The organism is Pyxidicoccus trucidator (assembly GCF_010894435.1).
GTDB lineage: Bacteria > Myxococcota > Myxococcia > Myxococcales > Myxococcaceae > Myxococcus > Myxococcus trucidator.
Genome location: NZ_JAAIXZ010000025.1, coordinates 1 through 12357, shown reverse-complemented (window position 1 = coordinate 12357; position 12357 = coordinate 1). Strand labels below are relative to the sequence as shown.

Here is a 12357-nt window from a genome sequence, read left to right as displayed (position 1 = left end):
GCTACAGCGGGCAGACGGAAGTCGTCGTCGGCACGCCCATCGCCAACCGCACCCGTCCGGAGCTGCTGCCGCTCATCGGCTACGTGGCGCACTCGGCGGCGTTCCGCACCAGCTTCGCCGGGGACCCGACGTTCCGCGAGCTGCTCGCCCGCGTGAAGCACGAAGTCGCCGACGCGCAGTCCCGTCCGGACATGCCGTTCGAGCACCTGGTGGAGGAGCTCATCCCCGGCAAGGACATCGGCCGGGGCCGGATGACGGACACCGTCTTCGTGTACCACTCCAGCGTCGGAGGGGGCGCGGCGGCGCTGGAGCTGACCGGCGTGCGCGGCTCGCTGGTGGAGGTCCCCAACGCCCCCGTGCAGTGGGGCGCCACCCTCTCCGAGCTGACGCTGGTGCTCTCCGAGGAGAGCGGCCGCATCCACGGTGCGCTGGAGTACGCCACCGAGCTCTACGACGAGCCGACCGCGCGACGCCTGGTGGAGCACCTCCAGGCCATGCTGGCCGCCGCGCTGGCCCGGCCGGATGAGCGCGTGTCGCGCCTGCCCCTGGTCACCGAGGCCGAGCGGCGTGCCTGGCCCCTTCCCCTCCCCGCCTCCGTGTCCGCTGCCGTCCCCGCGCTGCTCGCCGAGCGCGCGCGTCGTGGCCCGGAGTCCATTGCCACCGTGCAGGGTGGACAGACCTGGACGTGGGCGGAGCTGTCCGCCCGCGCGGGTCAGGTGGCCGCGCGACTGCGAGCCGTGGGCGTGCGTCCGGGAGACCCGGTCGCGGTGTGTCTCGTGCCCTCGCCCGCGAAGCTGGCCGTCCTCTGGGGCGTGCTGGAGGCGGGTGGCGCCGCGGTGACGCTCGGTCCCTCGGACCTGGGCGGACTCGCCGTCTATGCACCGGAGGGCGCTGTCTCGCCGGTGCTCGTCACCGGGCGCGGAGTCGTCACCTCCTCCCGCCTGGACGCCGCGCGCACGCTGTACGTGGAGGACCTGCTGGAGGGCGCCCTGCCGCCCGTGCCTCTTCAGGCCACGGTGGGCGCCGGGACGCTGGCCTGGCTGCTGCCCACCGGAGCCGGGAAGCCCGCCTGGGCGCTCGACCACGCGGCGCTGACGGAGCTGGTCGAGGCACTGGACGCGCGGCTACGTCCCGCCGAGGGCAGCACCTGGCTGGCGGCCGCGGAGGCCACGGCGGATCGTGCCGAGCTGGAGTCGCTGTGGGCGCTCTCGCGCGGCCTGCGCGTGACGTTCCCCTCCGAGCAGCTCACGGCGCAGTTGGTGCGGCTGAGCGGCGGTGGCCCGCGCACCCAGGCCATGGACCTGAGCCTCATCTACTTCGCCAACGATGAGGACACGCTGTCCGGCCCCAAGTACGAGCTGCTGGTGGAGGGCGCGAAGTTCGCGGACGCCCACGGCTTCTCCGCCGTGTGGACGCCGGAGCGGCACTTCCACTCCTTCGGTGGCCTCTACCCACAGCCCGCCGTCGTGGCTGCGGCCCTGTCCACCGTCACCCGCAACCTGCGCCTGCGCTCGGGCAGTGTGGTGCTGCCGCTGCATGACCCGCTGCTCATCGCCGAGCAGTGGTCCGTGGTGGACAACCTCTCCAACGGCCGCGTGGGCCTGTCGGTGGCCACGGGCTGGCACGTGCAGGACTTCACCTTCAACCCGGGCAACTACGAGGACCGGCGCAACGTCCTGCTGCGAAACCTGGAGTCGCTGCGCGCCATCTGGCGCGGCGAGAAGCAGCGGCGTCCGGGTGGCGGAGGCGTCACCGTGGAGGTCGCCCTGCGCCCGAAGCCGGTGCAGAAGGAGCTGCCGGTGTGGCTCACGGCCACGTCCAACCCGGAGACCTTCCGGATGGCGGGCGAGCTGGGCGCGGGCGTGCTCACGGGCCTGCTGGCCCACTCGCTGGAGGAGCTGAAGCCGAAGGTGGCGCTGTACCGCGAGGCGTGGCGCCGCAATGGCCACCCCGGCCGAGGCCACATCACCTGCATGGTCCACACCTTCATCGGCGACGACCAGGAGGAGGTGCTGCGCACGGTGCGCAAGCCGCTGCTGAGCTACTTCCGGGGCTCGGCGGACATCGTCGCCAGCCTGCTCGCGGCGCAGGGGTACCAGGGGGAAATCGACAAGGTCTCCGAGGAGGACATCAACACCATCCTGGAGCACTCCTTCGAGAACTACGCGAAGGTCACTGGGCTCATTGGCACGGTGGAGAGCGGGCTGGAGCGGATGCGCGCCATGCGCGACGCGGACGTGGACGAGGTGGCCTGCCTCATCGACTTCGGCGTGGAGACGCAGGTGGTGCTGGACGGCCTGCGCCAGCTCGCCACGCTGCGTGAGCGAATGGAGGCCGAGGCGGTCGTCCGCCAGGAGCAGGTGCGGGTCGAGGGCAGCCAGGGCGTGGGCGAGCTGCTGGACCTGGCGCGCCAGTCCGGAGCCGTCCTCCTGCATACGTCGGCGCGACTGGCCCGCACGCTGTCGGAGCTGCCCCAGGCCCGCGAGTCGCTGGCCCCCGTGGGAGCCCTGGTGCTGGAAGGGGCCTCGGCGGAGCTGGCCACGGCCCTGCACGGTGCCGCGGGCGTGGAGGTGCTGCTCGCGGGTGGCGTGGTGGAGGGAGCGCTGCTGCCCAAGGCTCCGGGAGAGCGGGTGCCCTCGGGGCTTCAGAGCTGGGTGCTGGACGAGGCGGGCCTGCCCGTCCCCACGGGTGTCGTCGGTGAGCTGGCGCTGGAAGGCGCGGGCCTGCCCCGGGGCTTCTGGCGCGCAGCCGAGGAGGAGCGGCGCCGGCTGGTGCCCCACCCCACGGGCGCGTCCCGGCATCTCTACCGGACGGGTCGTCATGTGCGCCTCCGTGCCGACGGCCGCGTGGAGTCCGTGAGCCTGCCCGCCGCGAAGTCGCCCGCACCGGCGCCGTCGAAGGCCCCCGCGCCGAAGCAGCCCGCTCCGAAGTCGCCCGCGCCGGCCACCGTGCAGGGCACCCCGCCGCCCATCCCCCGCGCGCCGAGGGACCGCCCGCTGCCGCTGTCCTTCGCGCAGCAGCGACTCTGGTACCTCCAGCAGCTCGAACCGGCCAGCGTGGCCTACAACAACGCGTCCAACTTCCGCCTCGGCGGGGCGCTGAACGTGGCGGCCCTCCAGGCTGCACTGGACGAGCTGGTTCGCCGGCATGAAGTGCTGCGCACGACGTACACGCTCGCGGACAGCGGCACCGCGGTGCAGCTCATCCACCCCGGCGGCAGCCTGCCGATGCCGATGGAAGATGTGCCCGGCGCCACGCCCGAGGAGCGCGAGGCGGAGATGGTGCGCCGGTGCCAGGAGCACGCCGCCCTCCCCTTCGACCTGGAGAAGGGCCCCGTGGTGCGCGCGCGGTTGTTGCGCCTGGGCGCCGAGGAGCACGTGCTCAGCCTCATCCTCCACCACGCCGTCTCCGATGCGTGGTGCAACATGGTGCTCGCGCACGAGCTGACGGTCCTCTACGCCTGCTACGGCGCGGGCCTGCCGTCGCCCCTGCCGCCGCTGCCCGTGCAGTACGCGGACTATGCCGTCTGGCAGCGCCAGTACCTGGAGGGCGCGGTGCTGGAGGAGCAGCTCCACTGGTGGAAGGACCAGCTCACCGGCGTGCCGGCGCTGGACCTGCCCACGGACCGGCCCCGTCCGGCGGTGCAGTCGTACGCGGGTGACCTCTACGGCTTCGAGTGGCCCCGCGAGCTGTCCGACCCGCTGCTCGCGCTCGGCCGCCGTGAGGGCGCCACGTCCTTCATGGTGATGATGGCGCTCTACCAGCTGTTGCTCGGGCGCTACTCGGGCCAGGACGACTTCGCGATTGGAACGCCCATCGCCGGCCGCACGCGTCCGGAGGTGGAGGGGCTCATCGGCTGCTTCCTCAACACCCTCGCCTTCCGCACGCGGATCTCCGGCACCCCGTCGTTCCGGGAGCTGCTGGGCCGCGTGAAGCAGCAGGCGCTGGGTGCCTATACCCGCCAGGACGCGCCCTTCGAGCGGCTGATGGAGCTCATCCAGGTGCCGCGCGACCTGAGCCGCACGCCGGTGTTCCAGGTCATCCTCAACGTCCTCAACACGCCGGAGCCCACGACTTCGCCGCAGTCGCTCCAGTTGAGTCAGGTGGTGGTGCCGGCCAACTCCGCCAAGTTCGACCTGGGCCTGGAGGTGTGGGAGCACCGCGCGGGGATGACCGTCCGCTTCGAGTACTCCACCAGCCTGTTCGACCGGGCCACCGTGGAGCGACTGGCCGAGCACCTCACCGTGCTGGCCCGTGCCGTGGTGGCCTCGCCCGACTTGCCGCTTCCGCACCTGCCGCTGCTCACGGACGCCGAGCGTGAGCAGGTGCTGGTGGAGTGGAACGCCACCGCGTCGGACTACCCGCGCGAGGCGTGCATCCACCACCTCTTCGAGCAGCAGGCCACCCTGCGCCCGGACGCGGTGGCCCTGGAGTTCGGGGAGCAGCGCCTCACCTACGCGCAGCTCGACACGCGCGCCAACCAGCTCGCGCACCTGCTGCGCCTGCACGGCGTGGGCCCGGATGCGCTGGTGGCCGTGTGCCTGGAGCGTTCCGTCGAGCTCATCGTCTCCCTCCTCGCCATCCTCAAGGCCGGTGGCGCGTACCTGCCGCTGGACTCCTCGTACCCGGCGCAGCGGCTGGAGCACATGCTGGAGGACGCCCCTCCCCGGTTGCTCCTCACCTCGCAGGCCTTGCGCGCCAGGCTTCCCGTCGCGGAGTCCGTGCCGTGCCTCTTCGTGGAGGAGCTGCCCCTGGCCGCGCTGCCGCGCTCGCGGCCCGTGTCCGGTGTCACCTCGCGCCACCTGGCCTACGTGGACTTCACGTCCGGTAGTACGGGCCGGCCCAAGGGAGTCGCGATTGAGCACCGCGGCGTCATGCGCCTGCTGCACGGCGCCCGCTACGCCCATCTGGGACCGGAGGAGACCTTCCTCCTCATCGCCCCCGTCTCCTTCGACGCCTCCACGCTGGAGCTCTGGGGCCCGCTGCTCTTCGGCGGCAGGCTCGTGGTCTTCCCGCCCCAGTCGCCCAGTGATTTGGAGCTGTTGAGCACGGTGCTGACGCGCCATGGCGTCACCACGCTCCACCTCACGGCGGGCCTCTTCTCGCAGGTGGTGGACCTCAAGCCCGAGAGCCTGCGCGGCGTGCGTCAGCTCCTCACGGGTGGTGACGTGGTGAGCGCCCCCCACGTGCGCCGGGTGGTGGAAGGAATGCTCATTCCGGTGACGGCCTGCTACGGCCCCACCGAGTCCACCCTCTTCACCTCCACGTACCGGATGACGGACGCCGCCCAGGTGGGCTCCGCCATCCCCATCGGCACGCCCATCGCCAACACCCAGGTGTACGTGCTGGACGGGCACCTCCAACCGGTGCCCGTGGGCATTCCGGGAGAGCTGTTCATCGGCGGCGACGGCCTCGCGCGCGGCTACCTCGCGCGCCCGGACCTCACCGCCGAGCGCTTCATCCCCAACCCCTTCAGCTCCACCCCGGGCGAGCGGCTCTACCGCACCGGCGACAAGTCGCGCTGGCGGCCGGACGGGGTGCTGGAGTTCCTGGGCCGCATCGACAACCAGGTGAAGGTGCGCGGCTACCGGATTGAGCTGGCGGAAGTCGAAGCCGCGCTGCTCGCCCACCCGGGCGTGCGCGAGGCGGTGGCGGTGGTGCGGCAGGACACTCCGGGCGACAAGCGCCTGGTGGCCTACGTCACCGGCGACGCGGGCCCGCTCGACTCGACGGAGCTGCGCGCCTGGGTGCAGCAGCGGCTGCCCGAGTACATGGTCCCCTCCGCCGTCGTCCACCTGGGCGTGCTGCCCCTGACGGCGAACGACAAGCTGGACCGCAAGGCCCTTCCCGCGCCCGATGTCGCGGTGGCGCAGCGCGGCCGGTACGTCGCGCCGAGCACGCCCATGGAGCAGGCGGTGGCGGACCTCTTCGCCCAGCTCCTCGGCGGCGGGCGCGTGGGCGTCAACGACAGCTTCTTCGAGCTGGGCGGCCACTCCCTGCTGGCCACGCAGCTGGTGGCCCGCCTGCGGACCACCTTCGGGCTGGAATTGCCCCTGCGTGCCCTCTTCGAGGCGCCCACCGTGGCGGCCCTCGCAGCGCGGCTCGACTCGCGCCAGCAGGCCCCTGGCTCCGCGAGCGTGGTGCCGCCGCTGACTCGCGCGGACCGTGCCGCGGCGCTGCCCTTGTCCTTCGCGCAGCAGCGGCTGTGGTTCATCGGCCAGCTCGGCACGGCGGGCAGTGCGTACAACATCCCCATCCTCCTGACGTTGGAGGGGGCCCTGGACCTGGGCGCGCTCCAGCGCGGCTTCGACGAGCTGGTTCGACGCCACGAGGCGCTGCGCACCACCTTCCGCTCGGAGGCGGGTGAGCCATTCCAGGTCATCCATCCCCCGTTCCCCATGCCGCTTCAGGTCCTGGACCTCACGCACCTGTCCGACACGGTGCTGCGCGAGGCCGAGGCCCGGCGGCTGGCCACGGAAGAGGCCCGGCACCTGTTCGACCTGGAGCACGGGCCGCTGGTGCGAGCGCTCCTGCTGAAGCTGGGGGCGGCCGAGCACGTCCTGGTGCTGAACCTGCACCACATCATCTCCGACGGCTGGTCCACGGGCGTGCTGGTGCGGGAGATGTCCGCCCTCTACGCGGCTTTCCGCGAGGGGCAGCCGTCTCCGCTGGCCGAGCTGCCCGTGCAGTACGCCGACTACTCCGTCTGGCAGCGGAGCTGGCTCCAGGGAGCGGTGCTGGACGCTCAGCTCGGCTACTGGCGCGAGCAGCTCTCGGGCGCTCAGCCGTACCTGGACCTGCCCACGGACAAGCCGCGCCCGCCGCAGCAGTCCTTCCAGGGCGCGCCCCTGCCGCTGCACCTGCCGCGTGAGCTGAGTGACGCGGTGGATGCGCTGGCGCGGCGCGAGGGTGCCACGCCCTTCATGGTGCTGCTCGCGGCCTTCCAGGAGCTGCTCCACCGCTACTCGGGCCAGGACGATGTCTCGGTGGGCTCGCCCATCGCCGGGCGACGTCACTCGGACAGTGAGGGGCTGATCGGCTTCTTCGCGAACACGCTCGTCCTGCGCACGCGCGTGGGCGGACGGGACACCTTCCGAGACCTGCTGGCCCGGGTGCGAGGCACCACGCTCGGCGCCTTCGAGCACCAGGACCTGCCCTTTGAAAGACTGGTGGAGGCCCTGCAGCCGGCGAGAGACCCGAGCCGTACGCCGCTCTTCCAGGTCGTCTTCGCGCTCCAGAACGCGCCGCTGCCCGAGCTATCCTTGCCGGGGCTGTCACTCCGTCCGCTGGAGGCCGATACCGGAGTGAATCGGTTCGACCTGGAGCTGACGCTGCACCGCGCCGGGGACGGCTATCGGGGTGGCTTCAACTACGCCACCTCGCTGTTCGAAGCGTCCACGCTGGCCCGCATGGCGGAGCACCTGCGCGTGCTCCTCGAAGCCGCCGTCGCCTCGCCGGACCTGCCCCTGGCCAGCCTGCCGCTGTCCACCGAGACGGAGCGCCAGCAACTGCTGGAGGCCTGGAACGACACCCGGGCCGACTACCCGGCCGACGCTACCGTGCACCAGTGCTTCACCGTCCAGGCCCGGCGGACGCCAGCGGCCGTGGCCGTCGAGTTCGACGGCCGCACCCTCACCTACGCCGAGCTGGAGGCACGCTCCAACCAGCTCGCCCGGTATCTGGTCTCACTGGGGCTGGGCAGCGAGCCGCGCATCGGCGTGTGCATTCCGCGCGGTCTGGACCTCTTCGTGGCGCTGCTGGGCATCCTCAAGGCGGGTGGCTGCTACGTCCCGCTCGACTCCACCTGGCCCTCGCGGCGACTGGGCTTCGTGCTCGAGGACGCCGGAGTCTCGGCGGTCCTGGCGGTGGACTCCGTCGCCTCCGCGCTGCCGGCGGGCTCGCGGCCCGTGGTGTGCGTCGACTCCGGATGGGAGGCGATCTCACGGCAGTCATTCCAGCCCGTCACCGTGCCGGTGGCGACGGACCAGCTCGCCTACGTCACGTATACGTCGGGCTCCACGGGAACGCCCAAGGGCGTGGCCGTGCCGCACCGGGGCGTGCTGCGCCTGCTGTTCGGTCAGCACCACTGGCACTTCGGGCCCGAGGTGGTCGTCCTCCAGGTCATCCCCCTGACCTTCGACCCGTCCACCCTGGACATCTGGGGCGCGCTGCTGCACGGCGCGCGACTGGTCGTCTACCCGCCGCACGCGCCCGACGTGGCGGAGCTGGCGCGGCTCATCACCGAGCATCGGGTGACGTGGATGGTCCTCGCCACCGCCCTCTTCGACCTGATGCAGCAGCACCAGCCAGAGGCGCTGGCCCGAGTGACACAGCTCGTGGTGGGTGGCGATGTGATGCCCGCCTCGCGGGCGCGTGAGCGGCTGGCCTCCGGAGCCACCCTCGTCAACGGCTACGGCCCCACGGAGGTCACCACCCTGACCACCACGCACCGGCTGTCGCCCGGTGACGCGGTGGGCACGTCCGTCTCCATCGGCACGCCCATCTCCAACACCCAGGTCTACGTGCTGGACGAGGCCCTGCGTCCCGTGCCGGTGGGCCTGCCCGGAGAGCTGTACATCGGCGGCGACGGCCTGGCCCGGGGCTACCTCGGCCGGCCCGCGCTCACCGCCGAGCGCTTCGTGCCCCATCCGTTCTCCTCCACTCCGGGAGCGCGGCTGTACCGCTCCGGAGACCGGGTGAGCTGGAACGCGGATGGCACGCTGCGCTTCCTCGGCCGCATCGACTTCCAGGTGAAGGTGCGGGGCTTCCGCATCGAGACCGGCGAGATTGAAGTCACGCTGCGCGAGCACGCCAGCGTCACCGAGGCCACGGTGCTGGTTCGCGAGGATGTGCCCGGCGACAAGCGCCTGGTCGCCTACGTCGCCCCCGTGGACGTGGACACCGCCAGCCTGAGAGAGCACCTGGGCAGACACCTGCCCGAGTACATGGTGCCCTCGGCCTTCGTGGCGCTCGCGGCCCTGCCGCTGACGTCGCACGGCAAGGTGGACCGCGCGGCCCTGCCCGCACCCGAGGCTCCTTCCGCCTCCACGCAGAACGTGCCGCCACGCAATGCGCTGGAGGCGCGGCTCGTCTCCATCTGGGCGGAGGTGCTGCGCCGGGACACGGTGGGCATCCACGACAACTTCTTCGAGCTGGGCGGCCACTCGCTCCTGGCCACCCAGGTGGTGGCGCGCATCCGCGCGGCGCTGAACGTGGAGCTTCCGCTGACGCGGCTGTTCTCCTCGCCCACCGTGGCGGGGCTCGCGGAGCACCTGGGCTCGGCCGCCCACACGCAGGCACCGACACTGGCGCGCGTGCCGCGCACGGAAGCCCTTCCGCTCTCCTTCGCGCAGCAGCGGCTGTGGTTCATCGACCAGCTGGAGCCGGGCAGCGCCGTCTACAACGTCCCGCTCGCGCTGACCCTGGAGGGCGCGCTGGACGAGGCCGCGCTCCAGCGGAGCTTCGACGCGCTGGTGCGCCGGCACGAGTCACTGCGCACCAGCTTCGGCCAGGAGGAAGGCCAGGCCGTTCAGCAGCTCCACGCGCCAGGCTCCGTGCCCATCCGGCGCGTGGACCTGTCGACCCTCCAGGACGCGGCGGCGCGCAAGGCAGAGGCCGTGCACCTGGCGACGGAGGAGTCCCGCCGCCCGTTCGACCTGCAGCGGGGACCGCTGCTCCGCGTCCTGCTGCTGAAGCTGGGCGCGCGGGAGCACGTGCTGGTCCTCCACCTGCACCACATCGTCACGGACGGCTGGTCCATGGGCGTGCTGGTGCGGGACTTGACGCTGCTCTACGAGGCCTTCCGAAGCGGACATCCTTCGCCGCTGCCGGAGCTGCCCGTGCAGTACGCGGACTACGCCGTGTGGCAGCGCCAGTGGCTCCAGGGCGACACCCTGCAGGCAAAGCTGGACTGGTGGAAGCAGCAGCTCGCGGGCGCCTCCCACGCGCTGGAGCTGCCCACCGACAGGCCTCGCCCGGCCGTCTTCTCGCACCAGGGCGCGACGCGACAGGTGCACCTGCCGCTCGCGCTCACGCAGGCCGTGGAGGAGCTGGCACGCCGCGAGAGCGTCACGCCCTTCATCCTGCTGCTGGCCGCCTTCCAGACGCTGCTGCACCGGTACTCGGGGCAGGACGACCTCTCCGTCGGCTCGCCCATCGCGAACCGGCGGCAGCCGGAGACGGAGCGCCTCATCGGCTTCTTCGTCAACACGCTGGTGCTCCGCGCCCGTTTCTCACCGGGCATGACGTTCCGTGAGCTGCTGGCTCAAGTGCGAGCCTCCACGCTGGGGGCTTTCGACCACCAGGACGTGCCCTTCGAGCGACTGGTGGAGGAGCTGCAGCCCGCGAGAGATGCGAGCCGTACGCCCCTGTTCCAGGTGATGTTCGCCCTGCAGAACGCGCCCATGCCCGAGCTGCGACTGCCCGAGCTGGCCGTGCGCCCGGCGGAGGTCGAGGACAGCGGGCTCGCCCTGTTCGAGCTGAGCCTGGACCTCTTCCGCACCGGAGAGGGCTTCGCGGGAACGCTCAACTACAGCACCGTCCTGTTCGAGCCTTCGACGGCGGAGCGCCTCTTCGAGCACTTCCAGAAGCTCCTCCAGGGCATCGTCGAACGGCCGGAGGCCCGGCTCAACGACCTGTCCCTCCTCGCCCCCGAGGAGCGGCACCGGCTGCTGGTCGAGTGGAACGGAGCGCACGAGGACGTGCCCCGCGACACGAGCATCCACGCGCTGTTCGAGGCCCAGGTGGCCAGGACGCCGGACGCCCTGGCCGTCACGGCGGGCAGTCAGTCCGTCACGTACCGGGAGCTGGACGCGCGGGCCGAGGCGCTGGCGCGGCGGCTGCGGGAGCTCGGTGTGGGGCTGGAGACGCGGGTGGCCGTGTGCGTGGAGCGCTCGGTGGAGCTGATGACCGCGCTGCTCGGCGTGCTGAAGGCGGGCGGCGCGTACGTGCCACTGGACGCGGAGTACCCCGAGGAGCGGCTGGCCTTCATGCTGGAGGACAGCGGCGCGAGCGTGGTGGTGGCGCGCGGCGCGTTCCGCCAGAAGCTGGGCGAAGCGCCGGGGCGCGTCTGGGTGGACGTGGACGCGGTGCCGGAGGCGGGGCACGTCCCCTTCACGAGAGTCCACGTTCCGCCCGAGGCGGCGGCGTACGTGCTCTACACGTCGGGCTCGACAGGGCGTCCCAAGGGCGTGGTGGTGCAGCACGGCTCGCTGGTGAACTTCACCCGCGCGGCGTGGCGCACCTTCCCGGTGGAGCCGGGAGACCGGGTGCTCCAGTTCGCCTCCATCAGCTGGGACACCAGCGCGGAGGAGATCTACCCGTGCCTCACGCGCGGCGGCACGCTGGTGCTGCGCACGCCGGAGTTGCTGGACGTGCCAGACGCGTTCCTCGCCAGGGTCGAGGCAGCGGGCGTCACGCAGCTCAACCTGCCCACGGCCTTCTGGCACGAAGTCACGGCGAGCCTGGACGCGGGCAAGTCGCGGCTCCCCGCGGGCCTGAAGTGGGTGGTCATCGGCGGTGAGCGCGCGGTCCCCGAGCGCGTGGCGCAGTGGCGCCAGCACCTGGGGGCCACGGTGCCGCTGCTGAACACGTACGGGCTCACGGAGGTGACGGCGGTGGCCACCTCGATGGACCTGGCGTGCGCGTCCGAGCCCATGCCGGACGGACGCGAGGTCTCCATCGGCCGGCCGCTGCCGAACGTGCGGCTGTACGTGCTGGACGCGGACCTCCAGCCGGTGCCAACGGGCATCATCGGAGAGCTGTACGTGGGCGGCGAGGGCGTGGCGCGCGGCTACCACGGGCGTCCGGACCTGACGGCGGAGCGCTTCGTGCCCGACCCGTTTGGTGAGGGCGCGCGGCTGTACCGCACCGGAGACCGGGCGCGCTGGAGGCTCGACGGCACGCTGGAGTACCTGGGCCGCGCGGACACCCAGGTCAAGGTGCGCGGCATCCGCATCGAGCCGGGTGAAATCGAGGCCGCGCTCCGGACGCATGATTCGGTCCGGGATGCGGTGGTGCTGGTGCGCGAGGACGTGCCCGGCGACAAGCGCCTGGTCGCGTACGTGGTGCCGGCCCATGGCGAGGGCGTCGACTCCCCTGCCCTGGACGTCGCGGAGCTTCGCGCCCACGTGCGGCGGCACCTGCCTCCGTACATGCTGCCCGCGGCCTTCGTGGCCCTGTCCACCCTGCCCCTGACGCCGAACGGCAAGGTGGACCGCAAGGCCTTCCCAGCGCCGGAGGCCGCACTCGACTCGGAGCAGGCGCACGAGCCGCCCGCGACGCCGATGGAGGAGCAACTGGCGGAGCTGTGGCGGGACTTGCTGCGCGTGCCCCGGGTGGGCCGCCGCGACAACTTCT

Annotated in this window: 1 protein-coding gene (only partly in view); it reads left to right on the top strand. The window is 72.2% G+C overall.

The window, feature by feature from the left end; all coding sequences use genetic code 11:
- The coding region annotated (locus G4D85_RS43005; protein ID WP_164020098.1) for a non-ribosomal peptide synthase/polyketide synthase crosses the window boundary (this coding region is incomplete at its 3' end): on the top strand, positions 1-12357 show 12357 of its 35854 nt. Its footprint begins 23497 nt before the window's first position.